The organism is Sphingobium sp. RC1 (assembly GCF_059738765.1).
The window spans coordinates 163,629-179,401 of the sequence record NZ_AP027308.1 but is presented as its reverse complement, the minus strand read 5'-3'; the positions used below and the strand labels follow the sequence as shown (position 1 = coordinate 179,401).

At 61.9% G+C, this 15,773-nt stretch carries 14 protein-coding genes; 4 read left to right on the top strand and 10 right to left on the bottom strand.

Features of this window, described 5'->3' with window-relative positions:
- Positions 1–2 precede the first annotated feature (2 nt).
- The 5 genes from cysN to AC6JBC_RS14860 all read right to left on the bottom strand — a co-directional run bounded on the left by cysN (position 3) and on the right by AC6JBC_RS14860 (position 6,373).
- Entirely contained in the window at positions 3–1,916 is a 1,914-nt protein-coding gene (gene cysN, locus AC6JBC_RS14880) for a sulfate adenylyltransferase subunit CysN (RefSeq protein ID WP_498026259.1), read from the bottom strand.
- Between the two features lie 108 nt (positions 1,917–2,024).
- Positions 2,025–2,936 carry a sulfate adenylyltransferase subunit CysD gene (gene cysD, locus AC6JBC_RS14875; RefSeq protein ID WP_498026258.1) on the bottom strand — a complete coding sequence of 304 codons (912 nt, stop codon included), beginning with the start codon at positions 2,934–2,936 and terminating at the stop codon, positions 2,025–2,027.
- 133 nt (positions 2,937–3,069) lie between these two features.
- The gene (locus tag AC6JBC_RS14870) at positions 3,070–3,690 is read right to left on the bottom strand and encodes a TetR family transcriptional regulator (RefSeq protein ID WP_498026257.1); all 621 of its coding nucleotides are present in this window, start codon (positions 3,688–3,690) and stop codon (positions 3,070–3,072) included.
- A gap of 89 nt (positions 3,691–3,779) precedes the next feature.
- Positions 3,780–5,468 carry an MFS transporter gene (locus AC6JBC_RS14865; RefSeq protein ID WP_498026256.1) on the bottom strand — a complete coding sequence of 563 codons (1,689 nt, stop codon included), beginning with the start codon at positions 5,466–5,468 and terminating at the stop codon, positions 3,780–3,782.
- 146 nt (positions 5,469–5,614) lie between these two features.
- Positions 5,615–6,373, bottom strand: a complete 759-nt coding sequence (locus AC6JBC_RS14860; protein WP_498026255.1) for an enoyl-CoA hydratase — start codon at positions 6,371–6,373, stop codon at positions 5,615–5,617.
- A gap of 86 nt (positions 6,374–6,459) precedes the next feature.
- Here AC6JBC_RS14860 and AC6JBC_RS14855 point away from each other — a divergent pair, with 86 nt between their 5' ends.
- The 4 genes from AC6JBC_RS14855 to AC6JBC_RS14840 all read left to right on the top strand — a co-directional run bounded on the left by AC6JBC_RS14855 (position 6,460) and on the right by AC6JBC_RS14840 (position 10,777).
- Positions 6,460–7,437 carry a bile acid:sodium symporter family protein gene (locus AC6JBC_RS14855; RefSeq protein ID WP_498026254.1) on the top strand — a complete coding sequence of 326 codons (978 nt, stop codon included), beginning with the start codon at positions 6,460–6,462 and terminating at the stop codon, positions 7,435–7,437.
- A gap of 37 nt (positions 7,438–7,474) precedes the next feature.
- Complete coding sequence (locus AC6JBC_RS14850) at positions 7,475–9,091, top strand: phytoene desaturase family protein (protein ID WP_498026253.1); 1,617 nt, start codon at positions 7,475–7,477, stop codon at positions 9,089–9,091.
- Positions 9,092–9,302: 211 nt separating this feature from the next.
- Positions 9,303–9,578 carry an HU family DNA-binding protein gene (locus AC6JBC_RS14845; RefSeq protein ID WP_097093579.1) on the top strand — a complete coding sequence of 92 codons (276 nt, stop codon included), beginning with the start codon at positions 9,303–9,305 and terminating at the stop codon, positions 9,576–9,578.
- A 512-nt stretch (positions 9,579–10,090) separates the two neighbouring features.
- Positions 10,091–10,777: a Ros/MucR family transcriptional regulator gene (locus AC6JBC_RS14840; protein ID WP_498026252.1), complete on the top strand. Its 687-nt coding sequence runs from the start codon at positions 10,091–10,093 to the stop codon at positions 10,775–10,777.
- A 76-nt stretch (positions 10,778–10,853) separates the two neighbouring features.
- On the opposite strand, the gene AC6JBC_RS14835 is transcribed toward AC6JBC_RS14840, so the two are convergent.
- From AC6JBC_RS14835 to AC6JBC_RS14815, 5 genes are all read right to left on the bottom strand, one after another.
- On the bottom strand, positions 10,854–11,573 hold the full coding sequence (locus AC6JBC_RS14835) for a Crp/Fnr family transcriptional regulator (protein WP_498026251.1): 720 nt from the start codon (positions 11,571–11,573) through the stop codon (positions 10,854–10,856).
- Between the two features lie 464 nt (positions 11,574–12,037).
- Positions 12,038–12,637 (bottom strand): hypothetical protein, encoded by a 600-nt coding sequence (locus AC6JBC_RS14830; protein WP_498026250.1) that lies wholly within the window; start codon positions 12,635–12,637, stop codon positions 12,038–12,040.
- A gap of 152 nt (positions 12,638–12,789) precedes the next feature.
- Entirely contained in the window at positions 12,790–14,184 is a 1,395-nt protein-coding gene (locus AC6JBC_RS14825; protein WP_498026249.1) for an NAD(P)(+) transhydrogenase (Re/Si-specific) subunit beta, read from the bottom strand.
- A 3-nt stretch (positions 14,185–14,187) separates the two neighbouring features.
- Positions 14,188–14,478, bottom strand: coding sequence for an NAD(P) transhydrogenase subunit alpha part 2 (locus AC6JBC_RS14820; protein ID WP_196227069.1), 291 nt, complete (start codon positions 14,476–14,478; stop codon positions 14,188–14,190).
- A 17-nt stretch (positions 14,479–14,495) separates the two neighbouring features.
- The gene (locus tag AC6JBC_RS14815) at positions 14,496–15,641 is read right to left on the bottom strand and encodes an NAD(P) transhydrogenase subunit alpha (protein ID WP_498026248.1); all 1,146 of its coding nucleotides are present in this window, start codon (positions 15,639–15,641) and stop codon (positions 14,496–14,498) included.
- Between the last annotated feature and the right edge of the window lie 132 nt (positions 15,642–15,773).

Sequence of the window (15,773 nt, the reverse complement as noted above, 5' to 3'; positions counted from 1 at the left end):
GCTCATGGGATCAACCTGGCGACGATGGCGTCGGCCGCTTCCTCGGCGGTCATGGCCGTTGTGTCGATGCGGATTTCCGGGTCCTCTGGCGGCTCATAGGGGCTGTCAATGCCGGTGAAGTTCTTGAGATCCCCGGCACGCGCCTTCTTGTAGAGGCCCTTGACGTCCCGTGCCTCTGCTTCAGCAAGCGGCGTATCGATGTGCACCTCGATGAACTCGCCCGGCTGCATCATCTGCCGCACCATTTCCCGCTCCGACCGGAAAGGCGAGATGAAGGCGGTAATGACGATCAGCCCCGCATCGGTCATCAGCTTCGCGACTTCGCCCACGCGGCGGATATTCTCCACGCGGTCGGCGTCGGTAAAGCCGAGGTCCTTGTTCAGGCCGTGACGCACATTGTCGCCGTCGAGCAGGAAAGTATGGCGGTTCATGCGCGCCAGCTTCTTTTCGACGAGGTTGGCGATGGTCGATTTGCCCGCACCCGAAAGCCCGGTGAACCACAGCACGGCAGGCTTCTGGTTCTTAAGGCCCGCATGGAACTCACGGGTGACATCGGTCGCCTGCCAGTGGACATTCTGCGCCCGCCGCAGCGAGAAGTGCAGCATGCCCGCTGCCACCGTCGCATTGGTGATCTTGTCGATCAGGATGAAGCCGCCCAGCGTTCGGTTCTGCTCATAGGACTCGAACACGATCTGCTTGTCGATGGACAGGTTCGCCACACCGATGGCGTTCAAGTCCAGCGTCTTGGCCGCCAGATGCTCCATCGTGTTGACGTTCACCTGATATTTCGGATGCTGAACCGTCGCGGTAACGGTCTGCGTCCCGATCTTCAGCCAATAAGGACGGCCGGGCAGCATTTCCTCGTCCGCCATCCACACGATGGTGGCTTCGAACTGGTCAGCGGCCTGCGGCGGATTGTCCGCCAGCGCGATTACGTCGCCACGCGAGCAGTCGATCTCGTCGGCAAAGCAGATCGTCACCGACTGCCCGGCGACCGCCTGATCCAGATCGCCGTCTAGCGTCACGATCCGCGTCACCGTGCTGGTCTTGCCCGAAGGCAGCACGCGCACCGCGTCGCCCGGCTTCACCGTGCCGGTCGCGATAAGGCCCGAAAAGCCGCGGAAGTCCAAGTTCGGGCGGTTCACCCACTGCACCGGCATGCGGAACGGCTTTTCCGCGTCGGTCGCGCTGTTGACCTCGACGGTCTCCAGATGCGCCATCAGCGCCGGACCCTTGTACCAGGGCGTGTTTTCCGAAGGGCCGGTGATATTGTCGCCCTTGAAGCCGGAAATCGGCATCGGCACGAAATGTTCGATGCCGATCGAGCGAGCGAACTCGGTATAATCCTTGACGATGCCGTCATAGACCGCCTGGTCATAATCAACCAGGTCCATCTTGTTGATGGCGAGCACGATGTTCTTGATGCCGATCAGGTGCGCGAGATAGCTGTGCCGCCGCGTCTGCGTCAGCACGCCCTTGCGCGCATCGATCAGGATGACGGCGAGGTCAGCGGTCGAAGCACCCGTCACCATGTTGCGCGTATATTGTTCGTGGCCGGGCGTGTCGGCGACGATGAACTTGCGCTTTTCGGTGGCGAAGAAGCGATAGGCGACGTCGATCGTAATGCCCTGCTCCCGCTCGGCGGCGAGGCCATCGACGAGGAGGGCGAAGTCGATCTCCTGCCCCTGCGTGCCGACCTTCTTGCTGTCTGCTTCCAGAGCGGCCAGCTGATCCTCGAAGATCATCTTGCTGTCATAGAGCAGGCGGCCGATCAGCGTCGACTTGCCGTCGTCCACCGACCCGCAGGTGATGAAACGCAGCATCGTCTTGTGCTCATGCACCTTCAGATATTCGTCGATATCCTCGGCAATGAGGGCATCGGTCTTGTAAATCGGTTCGTCGAGAATGTCGGTCATTGATCTAAATCCCGTCATCCCAGCGAAAGCTGGGATCTCGTTGATCTTGGGGAAAGGGTTCTGCCTGGAGGCCTGAGATCCCAGCGTGCGCTGGGATGACGGCCGTGGTCAGAAGTAACCCTCCTGCTTCTTCTTCTCCATGCCGGCGCCGCCAGCATCCTTGTCGATGGCGCGGCCCTGGCGTTCGGATGTGGTGGTCAGCAGCGTTTCCTGGATCACCTCGGGCAGCGTCTTGGCGCTGCTCTCGACGGCCCCCGTCAACGGATAGCAGCCCAGCGTCCGGAAACGGATCGACCGCATCACCGGCGTTTCGCCATCCTTCAGCGGGAAGCGTTCGTCGTCCACCATCAGCAACATGCCATCGCGCTCCACGGTCGGGCGCTCCTCCGCGAAATAGAGCGGCACGATCGGCACATTATTCAGGTGGATATACTGCCAGATATCCAGCTCGGTCCAATTGCTGATCGGGAAGACGCGGATGCTCTCGCCCTTGTTCTTGCGGGCGTTGTAGAGGTTCCATAGCTCGGGCCGCTGGTTCTTGGGGTCCCAGCCATGCGACGCGGTGCGGAAGGAAAAGATACGTTCCTTCGCCCGGCTCTTTTCCTCGTCGCGCCGCGCGCCGCCAAAGGCTGCGTCGAAGCCATACAGGTCAAGCGCCTGTTTCAGACCTTCGGTCTTCCACATGTCGGTGTGCAGCGCGCCGTGGTCGAACGGGTTGATCCCGCGCTCCTGCGCTTCGGGATTGTGATAGACCAGCAGCTCCATGCCGCTTTCCTTGGCCATGCGATCGCGCAGCTTGTACATTTCCTGGAACTTCCAGGTCGTATCGACGTGCAGCAGCGGAAAGGGCGGCGGCGAAGGATAGAATGCCTTACGCGCCAGATGCAGCATCACGGCACTGTCCTTGCCCACGCTGTATAACATGACCGGCTTTTCAGCCTCGGCCACAACCTCTCTCAGAATATGTATGCTCTCCGCTTCCAGGCGCGCCAGGTGGGTGAGCGTTTTGCTATCTGTCATCGTCTTTTCCAGCCTTTCGCCGACCCAGATGACAGAAGGCGCGAATCATCAAACCTCCCAGATGGGAGAGAGATATTTCTTCCATTGCCGCACGCCGAATATTTAATCTGCTACAAGAGCGCGAGCCGACTTTTCAGGCTTTATGGGCCGACGCTCCGTCTTCACCCGAACTCAGTTCCACCTCATAACCAGAGATGATCCGCTCCAGTGTTGTGCAATAATCGCCGAGGATGTCCGGCAGCGGTCCCCAATTGTCGGTCTCGTACTCAGGGAGTTGGATCAGCACCTCCCTCCGCATCATGCTGATCGCAGCACCGATCACGACCTGATTTATCTCGATATAAACATTCATGGCCACAGCGGGAGGAAGCCCCCTAGCCTCCAGCATCGTGAGTACCCTCTGCGAATAGTCGAACGAATGCTGTTCGGGTTCATTTCCAATCAGATTGGTGATGAGGTGAGGCAGGGACCGGAAGAGACGATAGGTAACTGTCGCATGTTCGCGCAGTATATCCTGCCAACTCTGTCCTTCATCCCTGATCAGCGCTTGCCCTACTAGACGCTGTGCCACGAGTTGCAGCAGATGTTCCCGCCCCCGCACATAGCCATATAGCGTGGCGACGCCGGTATTCAGCCTTTCGGCAACCAGACTCATTTCCAGCTTGGCGATGCCGACCTCGCAGGCGGCATCGACAATCCTTTCCAGCGTCAGCCTTCGGGGACGTCCTACCGTACGTTTCGCCTGCCTCGGCATTCCGCTCTCCAAATTCGATTTCAAAGCGATTCTAGCGCGCCTGTTTATATTGACAACGTTTCCCTACATTCTTGCACGAACTGGTTGATCTATGGATAAATTATATCGATCGCCTCGTCTCGGCGGTCAGGCGTATCCGCCCGCCACCGCACCGATCCGGTCGGCCGTTCGAGGCGCCGCCGTACCCGCCCCTCGCCGCTCCCCATGTGGAAGACATTAGCGGCGTCCTCGATCTGGCGGTCGTTCATCGTCATGCGATCGCGCTGGTGCAGATAATCTCCCCAGGTCGGACAATGATAATGTTCGGTCCAGAGTTCGGGATCGGCGATGTCACGTGCCACGGACCAGCCAAAGGCGCCACTTCGCAGGCGGGCGCTGCGCACCTTCTGCATCGCGGCATAGAAGTCGCGCGCCTTGTCAGTATCTACCCGATAATCGATTTCCACGACGATGGGACCACTGCGCGATGTCAGTGCAAGGCCAACCTGCGGCTGATGGCTGAGAATGCTTTGTTCCAATCCATCGGGGAGCGATCGCGCCAACGGAAAGACGAGACCAAGAATGATGCTGAACACCATCGCTGCCCCCGACATCATCATCGCCTCACCTGTTCCTAGAGCAGCGGCTACCGAGCCCCACAGCCACGCGCCCAAGGCGAGCCCACCGGTCAACGCCGAGCCATAGCAGGCAAGCGCGCGCGCCGTGACCCAGCGCGGTGCTGACATTTGCACAGCGACGTTGAACTGTGCGACCAGGATCATCCAGGCAAAGCCCGCGACCAGCAGTGCCGCGCAAGTCAGAAGGGTGTAACCGCTAATCCCGGCGAGAATGATCATTGCGCCCAGCAATATCGACAGCAGCCGCGCAGCCTGCTCAGGTCGCAGACGCCGACGCACCAGATCAAGCCCGGTGGCGCCCAGCACCGCGCCCACGCCATAGGCGCCCAATAACAAGCCATAAGTGCTTGCCGACCCGTGCAGCAGGTCCTTTGCAATCAATGGGGTGAGCGCGGACACTGATGCCCCCGCCAGACCCACGACATGTGTGCGGATGAGTACGACCCGGATTGGGGGCGAATGCACCGCATAGCGCACGCCCGAGACGATCGCCCGATCGATCCTTTCCGGGGGCAAGCGCGAAGGTTTATGTTCCCGCTGCCACATCAGGAAGGCGAGGATCAGCGGTAGATAGAAGAAAGCGTTGGCCGCAAAGGCCGCCATCGCCCCTAATGAGGCAACGATGATGCCGCCGAGCGCGGGGCCGAAGCTGCGCGCTACATTGTAGCTGATCGTGCCGAGGGCGATCGCTGCGGGCAGATGTTCACCGCTCACCTGCTCGCCGATCGAGGCTTGCCAGGCAGGCCCATATAAGGCGACCCCCGTGCCGATCAGGAAGCAGAAGAGCAGCAATGTCCAGGGAGAGAGCAATTCCGCACCGGCAAGCAGCGTGAGGCAGATCGCCATCAGTGATGCGAAGGCAAGGCCGGCCAACGCTACCTTGCGCCGGTCAAACATGTCCGCGATCGCCCCGGCGGGCAACGCGACGAGCATCAACGGCAGCATAAGGGCCGTTTGCACCAGCGCCACCATCTGAGGCGATGAACTCAGCCGCGTCATAAGCCAGGCCGCGCCGACGCCTTGTATCAGTTGCCCGAAGTTCGAAAACAGGCTGGCGATCCAGATCGTGCGGTAAGTCCGCTGGCGCAATGGCTCCAAAAGGGCGAAGCGGCCCGCCCCTGAAGGCGCGGTTTCAGCTGTGGTTACGGCCTTGTCGCTCATCTGCCTTGATCTCGTTTCACGCTGAACACTTGTCTTATGCGGCATAGGGACAGAATATTGCTGAACGTCCTGAAGTTTTCCAGCAAGGGTTTCGATTTAGATAGACTTATGACTTTCAGACAGCCGAGCGACGGCTCACGCCAAGTTCAATCGCGACGAAATATAGGGGGGCGCTTTTCAAAGAAGGCAGCGAAGGCTTCCTGTGCCTCTTCGGATTCCAACATCTGTTCGAACAGCCGTGCCTCCTGCTCGATCCTCTCGAGCAGCGCGGCAGGATCGCCCTTTAGCAGCCGCCGGGTGACCGCCAGTGCCTTGGGCGGCTTCTGCATGAGGGTGGCCGCCTTGGCTCGAGCGTGCCCAAGCAGTTCCTCGGTGGGTATGACAGCTGTCACCAGACCTGACCGGTCAGCGGTTTGGGCGTCCATGGACTCGCCCAGCAACAGCATCGCCGCTGCTTTTGCATGGCCCAGCGTCGCGGGCGCGAGCAGGCTTGAGCCAGCTTCCGGAACGATGCCCAGATTGACGAAGGGCATGATGAATCGCGCGTCGGGCGCCGCATAGACAAGGTCGCAATGGAACAGCATCGTCGTGCCCACGCCCACCGCCAGGCCCTGAACGGCAGCGATCAGCGGCTTGTCGAAGCTCGCAATGGCGCGGATGAATGCGAATGCAGCCGCGCCGCCCTGCGGTCCTTGAGTGAAGTCCTTAAGGTCATTGCCTGCGCAGAAGGCATCCCCCTTTCCAGCGATCAGGACAGCGCCGATGTCGCTCCGCACCGACGCGTCGGCAAGGGCGGCGGTCATGCTGTCGTACATGGCCGCGGTGAGCGCATTCTTCTTATCGGGGCGATCGATGTGAATTTCCAGGACGCCGCCCTGTTCGATAATTTCGATCCCGTTGCTCATGACCGCCTCCATTTCCTAAGCGCCCACTAATGTGTCGATCGGTCGGGCGTCTATCCTTTTTCCGTCGGACTGCCTACAGCCGCGGCATGAGCCGTCTCCGGGAAATCGCTGACCCCTTCCTGCTGCTGCTGATCGCCATGGTGGCACTGGCCTCCTTCCTTCCCGCGCGGGGCGAGGGTGCGCATATCGTTGGCATCCTTGCGGACGCCGGCATCGTGCTGTTGTTCTTTCTGCACGGAGCGAAGCTATCGCGCGAAGCGATCTTGAGCGGGGCGACGGCGTGGCGGCTGCATCTGGCGACGCTGGGAACGACATTCGCGCTGTTCCCGCTGATCGGGCTGGCGACGCAGCAGGTGGAAGCGATCCCCGGACAGATGCGGGCGGGGCTGCTGTTCCTGACACTGTTGCCATCGACGGTGCAGTCGTCGATCGCCTTCACGGCGATAGCGCGAGGCAATGTCGCGGCGGCGGTGGTGAGTGCGTCCTTTTCCAACCTGCTGGGGATCGTTCTGACGCCGGTGTTGGTGGCGCTGCTGATGCAGAAGAGCGTCGGGGGGACTGGTGGTCTGATTTCCCTGTCGGCGGTGGAGGGGATTGTATTGCAGTTGCTGCTGCCCTTCCTGCTGGGGCATCTGGCGCGGCCGTGGATTGGCGGTTTTGTGTCGCGGCACAAGGCGATGCTGGGGCGAGTGGATCGGGGTTCGATCCTGCTGATCGTCTATTCCGCGTTCAGCGCGGCGGTGGTCGAGGGGCTGTGGCATAAGGTGTCGCGGGAAGAACTGTTGTTGCTGGCGCTGTTGTCGATTGCGATTTTGGTGGTGGTGCTGCTGTTTACCTGGGGTCTTGGGCGCTTGCTGGGATTGTCGCGGAAAGATGCGGTGGTGCTGCAATTTTGTGGGTCGAAGAAGAGTTTGGCGACGGGAGTGCCGATTGCCGGGGTTTTGTTTCCGGCAAGTGCGGTGGGGCCAATATTGTTGCCGTTGATGTTGTTTCACCAGATTCAGTTGATGGTTTGTGCCGGACTGGCGCGGCGTTATGGAAGTCGTGAAGGAAATGGCGAATAGAACGGGATTTTCCGAAAGTCCGTGAGTTGTTATACACATGTATAAATATGACGCGGTCATCATTGGGGGCGGGCATAATGGGCTGGTGTGCGCATTCTATCTGGCGCGCGCGGGTTACCGGGTCCGCATATTGGAGAGGCGGCACGTCGTAGGGGGCGCGGCGGTGACGGAGGAGTTTCACCCCGGTTTCCGCAATTCCGTCGCGAGCTACACCGTAAGCCTGCTGCATCCCAAGGTCATCGCTGACATGGCCCTCACCGACCATGGCTATCGCGTGATCGAGCGGCCGGTCGCCAATTTCCTGCCGCAGCCGGACGGCCGCTATCTGAAAGTGGGCGGCGGCATCGAAAAGACGCAGGCGGAGTTCGCCAAGTTCAGCGCGAAGGATGCGGCCGCCCTGCCCCATTATCAGGATGCGCTGGAGGCGATAGCGGACCTGCTGCGCGACATGATGCTGAAGGCCCCGCCCAATGCGGGCGACGGGCTGTCGATGCTGACGGCAGCATTGTCGCACGGGCGGCGCGTCGGCGCATTGTCGCTGGACGCGCAGCGCGACATGCTGGACCTGTTCCTGAAATCGGCGCGCGCCTTTCTGGACGGATGGTTCGAGAGCGAGGCGGTGAAGGCGGCCTTTGCCTTTGACGCGGTGGTCGGCAACTATGCGTCGCCCGATACGCCGGGCAGCGCCTATGTCCTGCTGCACCATGTCATGGGACAGGTGAACGGCAAGAAGGGCGCATGGGGTCATTGCGTCGGCGGCATGGGCGCGATCACACAGATCATGGCGAAGGTCGTCCAAGCGATGGGCGTGGAGATCAGCCTGGAGGCGCCGGTCGAGCGGGTGCTGGTAGACGGCAGCCGGGCCGTCGGCGTCAGGCTGGAAAGCGGGGAGGAGGTCATGGCGGCGGCGGTCATCGCCAATGTCGGTCCCAAGCTGCTGTACGAACGGATGATGGACCCGGCCGACCTGCCACCCGATTTCCGCAAGCGCATCCGCGGGTTCAGGACGGCGTCGGGCAGTTTCCGCATGAATGTCGCGCTGTCGGCGCTGCCCGACTTTTCCTGCCTGCCGGGACGGGGCGAGCATTTGCAGGCCGGGATCATCATCGCGCCGGACATGGACTATATGGACCGCGCCTTTACCGATGCAAAGGCAAGGGGCTGGTCATCCGCGCCGATCGTCGAGATGCTGATCCCGTCGATCGTCGACGACAGCCTGGCGCCGCCGGGATGCCATGTGGCGAGCCTGTTCTGCCAGCAGTTCGCGCCGCAGCTGCCCGATGGCCGAAGCTGGGACGAAGCGCGGAGGCAAGCGGCGGACGATGTGATCGCGACGGTGGACGCTTATGCGCCCGGCTTTGCGGCGTCCGTGATCGCGCGGGACATATTGTCGCCGCTGGACCTTGAACGGAAGTTCGGGATGGTGGGGGGCGACATCATGCATGGTGCGATGACGCTGGACCAATTGTGGGCGGCACGGCCGGTGCTGGGCCATGCCGGTTATCGCGGACCTGCCGAGGGGCTTTATATGTGCGGCGCGGGTACGCATCCGGGCGGCGGCGTCACGGGCGCTCCGGGACATAATGCGGCGCGCGCGGTGATGAAGGACATGGCGCTGGGCGGACGGCTGTGGCGGCGGAAGCGTGCCGATTGAGCCTGCGGGTAAGCGGCCCGAGTCTGCGCCCAATGGTCAGCATGAAGGTGGGCGGAGAGAGATTCGCGCGGCACGAACAGGCGCATGGACCTCACCAACCTCCAAAAAATGTCGAATCCGGCACGAAAATATCGGTTAATGGGCAAAAACACCCCTAGTTGCGGGCGATGAGACAGGTTAAGACCCGTCGTCCACGAAAGGGAGACGATCGATGAACAATACCGAACTCGCCGAAGCAGTTGCAGCCGAGCATGGCCTGACCAAGGCCGACGCCCGCAAATATGTGGATGGCGTGTTTGCCGCTATCGCTGGCGCCGCTGCCAAGGGTGACGAAGTTTCGCTGAGCGGCTTTGGGAAGTTCAAGGTCAAGGATCAGCCGGCACGTGAAGGCCGCAATCCGTCGACCGGCGCAACCATCCAGATCGCAGCATCGAAGAAGCTGACCTTCACGCCCGCAAAGGCGGTCAAGGATCAGCTGAACGGCTAACAGGCCGGGCGCCCCTTCCGGCAAGGAACGGGGCGCCGCGAATGTTACGATTGCATGACATGCAATCGACATGCCGATCTAAACAATTGTCAGGAGAGGGTCGCGGCGGCAAATGCCGCCCTGCCTTTCAGGCATCCTCTCCTAAAAACTCATTAGGCCGGTCCTTTTTGGACCGGCCCTTTTTTTTGGTCCGCAGCGCGACGGCCGGTTACTTTCGGCGATAGCGGCGTATTTTGGATGCGCATTTCGCGGTCCTCCTCCGGCGACAATATATAAGATGGTTACGGCCCAAATTGTGGGTAGAGCCGCGTTCAATCAACATCTTCACCAATCATGTCGATAATGAGATGGGACAAGATCAGCCCTCTAGTAAGGGCGCCACAGCAGCGGAACATCAGAAGCGTCCATCATAGGGACAGATATCGCCACACTAAAAGAGTGAAGGTGATTTACATTTGAGTTGAAAGCGCGCAGAAGGTCGCTCCAGTTATTCGGTGTGGAGAAGCGTACCAATGTCTGAAGAATCGCAGCCCGACATCACGACGCTCACAGTTCAGCTTTTGAGTGCGTTTGTCTCCAACAATTCGGTTACGAGCGAGGGGCTCCCCGAGCTTATCCGGACAACCCGGATCGCCTTGACTGAAGATCCGGCGGCGGAGTCTGCCGATGCGCAGGCAGCGACTTACACACCGGCCGTTTCCGTTCGCAAAAGCCTGTCGTCACCCGACCACATCCTGAGCATGATCGACGGCAAGCCGTACAAGACGCTGAAGCGCCATTTGGCGACGAATGGCCTTTCGCCGGACGAATATCGCCAGCGCTACAATCTGCCCAAATCCTATCCGCTGGTTGCGCCCAGCTATTCCGAAGCGCGCCGCGCCGTTGCCACGCGCCTTGGCCTTGGCCGCAAGCCCGCAGTCGCCAATGGCGTGAAGGCAGCCGCACCGCAGCAGGCGGATGCAGGCGCCAAGGCAGCGCCGAAGGCAGCGCCGAAGGCAGCCGGTGCCGCTGCAAGTGCCAAGACGCCCGCAGGCAAGGTCGCGAAGGCTGCAAAGCCCGCCAAGGCAGCGGCGAAGCCCGCAGCAAAGCCTGCCGCCGCTCCGGCAAAGGCGGCTGACGGCGCGCGGCCGAAGGCGGCGAAGGCAGCACGCAAGCCTCGCGCAAAGGCGGCAACGGCCGGGGCCGAAGCCAAGAGCTGACGCCTCCCCTTTCTTTTCGAGATAATGGACGGGCCGTTGCGGTTGGCGCAATGGCCCGTTCTTCGTCCGTCGAAGGTCAGTCGTCCCTGGCGGTTACGCGTACCGGTACATGGCCCACCCGCTTGGCGAGTTCGACCGCATCCGTCAGTTGCAGACGGCCCGAACGCAGGATGACATCGCCACGCCGCCGCATCTGTTGCAGTGTGCGGTTGACGTGAACGGACGTCAGGCCGAGGGCATCAGCAAGAGCGTTCTGGGTCAGCGGCCATGCAAAGCTGCCCTCGCTCACCAGGCCGCACAGCGCCAGACGGTCGCGCAATTCCAGCATGAGATCCGCGAGCCGTTCCTCCGCGCTGAGGCGGCCGAGGCGCGTGATCTGGGCAAGCAGATAGGCTTCGTCCAGGGCGTGGCTTATCCGGTAGGCCTGCTGAAGCGCCGGGGAGCCGATGGACGGCGCGGCACAGACCGTCAGCTGGCTGAGCGCGACGACGGTCGATACCGACAAGGGGCGGTCATGATGGCAATTGCCGATGAGGTCGCCGGGCAGGATTATGCTCATGATCTGCCGCCGTCCGTCGGGCAGGAAACGCGTTCGAGCGGCCCAGCCATTGAGGATCAGCAGCGGGTTCGGAACAGGCGCGCCCTCCGCGATCAGTTCGCGCGCGGGCTTCAATATGCGGCTGCGCAGGGCGGCATCGGCCAGCGCCGCCTCCGCATCCTGATCGAGAGGCGCAAGCGCGGAGAGCCTGCGGATGGCTGGGCGCGCGGGAGCGGACAGGCGGGTGATGGCGGTCATGGCTGGACGACAGGATTGATGACAGCGCGTTTGCCGATCAACCGCGCCATCGCGAACGGCTTTCCGAACCGGGGCGCGTCAATGGGCCGCAAGCCGCCCCTAATTGTCATGGATAGGGGCAAATTCTTCATTGGGAATGCCTGTCCCATGTCACTGACCTCCAACAGCGCCCGCCTTCTCACAGGGGTGAACAATCGATTTTGCCTGCAAAGGTTAATATGAACGGATGGGAAACGATGTTGGGGGCGAAAGGGTCCACATGTGGTGGTCAACTGGACCGGTTCGTCTTAAGCCTGCCGATGGAGCTTGGCATTCGCCCGATGGCGTCGCGGGCGATGGAGCATTATCCGCGTCAGCACATGTGCATCATTGGGGGCCTGCCAAAGAAGCGTAGAATTCGGTGAGATCGGCAGAATATCGACACATGCCATAGACCTGTGCCGTCGGCGATGCGGTTGGGGCGGTCAGAGACCAAGCTCCCCCTGCCGCGGGCGCACTGGCGCGGATATTGGCGGAGCAAGCGGCGGCGGCATGGGCGGCATGGCGGCGGATGCTATCAGGATACGAGCGAGGCCGGTGAGCGTATAAACGGCCTGTCGCTGTGCGCCGCGATTATGGTGATCGACGCGGTAGCCCTGATAATGACGGCGCAGCAAGCCCGCCGCGACCATTTCCGATACGGCGCGGCTAAGGTTGGTCTTGCCCGAAGCGCGGACCCGAAGCTTCACCTCCTCTTCGACCGCGAGATTAGCCGCATCGGGATCGGCGGGAAGGCGCCCCTGTACGGCAAGTTCGGCGCGCACGCGCGCGGCCAGCGCCATGCGGCGAGGATCGCGGCCGCCCATGGGGGTCAATGCGTCGCACAGCCAGTCGCGCAGGGGCTGCAAGCCGCCCTCTTTCGCCACCAATGGCCCGGCGCTGCCGTCCGGGCGCGCCGCTTCGGCAATCAGGGTCAGCAGCATGAAGGCGTAGCGTGGCCGCGTGCTGACATGCGCAAGCCGGTCCAGCAGCGCGGACAAATCGCCACTGGAGGAAGAAGGAGGCCTGATCGAACCGTGAAACATAACGGGGATGAATCAAGCACAGGTGGAGGCCAATGTGAATCCCTTGCGTTGGGAATTGGTCGCTTTTGTCGCGAATGACACTTTGCCCGAGGGTAAAGTGTCATTGTTGGCACTTTGGTCGATGGGGTAGTTGAGGAACGGTGGATGGCGGCTCAGTGCAAGCCCGACCCACCCCCCGTCAGTTCCTTGGCGATGGAGCCGACCATGTCCTTGGCGTCGCCGAACAGCATCTGGGTGTTGCTGTTATAATAGATCGGATTGTCGATCCCGGCAAAGCCCGCGTTCATGCTGCGCTTGATCACGAACACAGACTTGGCGCGGTCCGCCTCGATGATCGGCATGCCCGCGATCGCGCTTTGCGGATCGTCGCGCGCCGACGGGTTCACCGTGTCGTTCGCGCCGATGATCACCGCCACGTCCGCCTGCGGCAGTTCGGGGTTGATGTCGTCCAGATCGACCAGCTGCTCATAGGGGACGTTCGCTTCGGCCAGCAGCACGTTCATGTGACCGGGCATGCGGCCCGCCACCGGATGGATCGCGAACTTGACGTCCACGCCCTTCTTCGTGAGCGCCTGATACAGCTCGCTGACCTTGTGCTGCGCCTGCGCGACCGCCATGCCATAGCCCGGGATGATGACCACGCTGCTCGCATTCTCCAGCTGCATCGCGGCTTCCTCGGCAGAGGCGGAGCGCACCACCCGGTCGTCCTTGCCGCCCGCAACGCCCGCGACCACCTTGCCGAAGCCGCCGAACATCACATTGGCAAAGCTGCGGTTCATCGCCTTGCACATCACCAGCGCCAGGATGAAGCCCGATGCGCCATCGAGCGCGCCCGCCACGATCAGCAGCTTGTTGCCGAGCGCAAAGCCCATCGCGCTTGCGGCAAGACCCGCATAGCTGTTCAGGAGCGCAATGACCGTCGGCATGTCCGCGCCGCCGATCGGGATCACCAGCAATATGCCGAACAGCAACGCCAGGCCCGCGAAGGCCGGGAACAGCCAGGTCTGCGTCGGGTCAAGCGCCAGCGTCACGCCGATCGCCACCGTCGCCAGCGCCACCGCGCCATTGACGATGCGCTGGCCGGGGAAGGACACCGGACGGCTGCCCATCAGTTCCTGCAGCTTGGCAAAGGCGACGACCGAGGCCGTGCAGGTCAGGAAACCCAGCAGCATCTCGAACATCAGCGCCCACAGAATGAAGCCGCCCGCATATTCCGCATGGGCATGCTTGTAATATTCCGCCGCGCCGATCAGGCCAACCGCCAGCGCGCCAAAGGCGTGGGAGATGGCGGTTCGCTGCGGGATCGCCGTCATCGGCATCAGCAGCGCCATCGGAATGCCCGCCGCCGCGCCTGCGATCATCGCGATGATGATCAGATTATAGTCCACCACCTCATGCTGGACCAGCGCGCCGATGATCGCGATCACCATCCCGATCTCGCCCGCGCGCACGCCGCGACGGGCGGTCGAGGGATGACTCATCCACATCAGCGACAGGATGAACAAAGCGGACGCGACAATCGCCGCGAAGGGTACGAAGGCGTTCATCTGTTACTTCCCCCGCGGCTTGAACATCTTGAGCATGCGATCGGTAATCATGAAACCGCTCACAAGGTTCACCGTCGCGCAGAACACCGCGATGAAGCCCAGCGTCTTGGCCAGAGGCGTCGCCCCCGCCTCACCCGTGATCGTGATCGCCCCCACAATCACCACCGCCGCGATCGCATTGGTCAGCGACATCAACGGCGAATGCAAAAGCGGCGATACCTTCTTGATCAGCTGAAAACCCAAAAAAGCCGCCAATATGAAGACGAACAGATAATCTGCATTGAAAGCGTTCACTGAATTATCCCCTGTGTTCAGGCCGCCGCTGCCTGCACGAAGCGCGGGTGGACGATCTCGCCATGGCGGGTCAGCGTTACCGCTTCGATCAGCGCGTCATCGGCGGGCATCGCCAACCTCTTTTCCGCCTTGTCCCAATAGGCTTCGATGAAATTGTAGCAGTTGCGCGCGAACAGGTTCGATGCGTCCACGGCGACCTTTGCCGCTCCATCGACAAGCCCGATGAGCTTGACACCATGACGCAACACCATTTCTCCGGCGACGACACCTTCGACATTGCCGCCGCTTTCGGCGGCCAGATCGACGATCACACTGCCCGGTTTCATGCTAGCGATCTGCGCGTCGCTGATGAGGTGCGGGGCGGGCCGTCCGGGAATGAGGGCGGTCGTGACGACCATGTCCTGCCCGGCGATATGTTCGCTGACCAAGGCCGCCTGGCGCTGCCGATAGGCTTCGCTCATTTCCCCGGCATAGCCGCCCACCGCTGCGGTCAGCTGGTCGCCGTCCTGAATCTCTTCGAATATGGGCTTGGCGCCCAGCGACATGATCTGTTCGCGCGTTTCGGGCCGCACATCGGTGGCGGAGACGACCGCGCCCAGTCGCCGGGCGGTTGCGATCGCCTGAAGACCCGCGACGCCCACACCCATGACAAACGCCTTGGCCGCCGCGATTGAGCCTGCGGCCGTGGTCATCATCGGCAGGCAGCGATTGAGTTCGGTCGTGGCCCGCGCGACTGCATGATAGCCAGCGAGATTGGCCTGGCTGGACAATATATCCATCGCCTGCGCGCGGGTCGTGCGCGGGAGCAGTTCAAGCGCCATCGCTTCCACCCCCAGATCGGCATAGGCCGCCATCCTGCCCGGATCGGCAAAGGGCGCCAGGCCTCCGACCAGCTTCGTTCCCGGACGAACCCCGAGCAGTTCGGCGGCAGCCGGGGGACGCACCGTGACCACGACATCCGCCTGTCCAAGCGCTTCCTTGCGATCCACGATCAGGGCACCTTGCGCGGCATAGGCGTCATCGGAGAAGCCCGCAGCAAGACCTGCACCGCTTTCAACCAGCGTCGACAGGCCAAGCTTTGCATATCGCGCAACGATCGAAGGCGTCATGGCTACGCGATGTTCACCAGCCACCTGTCCGGCCAGGACGGAAATATTTACCATCGATCCTCTCTCTGCCTCAATCAGCCGGGCAACGATCGCCGCAGCTGATGCGCCTCGCTATGCGGGGATAGCCCGATCCAGCCTTCGCGGGCTGCGCCAGTGATACATATTACCTGACATATGTCAATTATC